Source organism: Dryocola clanedunensis (assembly GCF_038405435.1).
Taxonomy (GTDB): domain Bacteria; phylum Pseudomonadota; class Gammaproteobacteria; order Enterobacterales; family Enterobacteriaceae; genus Dryocola; species Dryocola clanedunensis_A.
The window spans coordinates 1-587 of record NZ_JBBYHZ010000145.1 but is presented as its reverse complement, the minus strand read 5'-3'; the positions used below and the strand labels follow the sequence as shown (position 1 = coordinate 587).

Genomic DNA, 587 nt, shown 5'->3' with positions numbered 1-587 from the left:
ACGCACCGCCCTTGCGCAGCAGCGTGCCGACCACCGGCAGGTTCAGGTTGATGCCGGCCACGATGTGCGGCGGCACGATGCCGCGGTCGTACAGCAGGTAGGACAGCAGCAGGTAATCCATGTGGCTGCGGTGGCTGGGCACGTAGACCACTTCGTGCCCGGGCGCGGCCGCCTTGAACTTGTCCAGGTGGTGGACCAGCACGCCGGCGTAGATGCGGTTCCAGACATGGCTGAGCATGAAGCTGGCCGAACGCACCACCGGACTGGAGTAATCCGCGGCGATTTCCCACGCGTAGGCGTGGGCTTTCTTCCAGGCATCGGCCGGCTTGGAGTTGTCGCGCTTGGCCTGCGAGGCGATCGCTTCGCGCACGGTGTCCGCGTCGAGCACCTTGTCCACCAGCAGGCGGCGGGTGGACAGATCCGGCCCGATCACCGATTCGCGGATGCGGCGGAAATGGGTCCGCAGCACGCGCTGCAGCTTGCGCACGGTGCGCTCGGGGTCCAGCCCCTCATCGACCGTGGTGCGCAGCGAGATCGGCGGGGCGAAGCGCACGATCGTGCTGCGGCCGTTGAGCAGCACCGCCAAC

The 587-nt window shown here is 67.8% G+C and carries 1 protein-coding gene; it reads right to left on the bottom strand.

The genetic code is table 11. From position 1 onward, the window contains the following. On the bottom strand, positions 1–587 hold a 587-nt coding region (locus tag AAE045_RS23910), incomplete at both ends, for a 1-acyl-sn-glycerol-3-phosphate acyltransferase (RefSeq protein ID WP_455549788.1).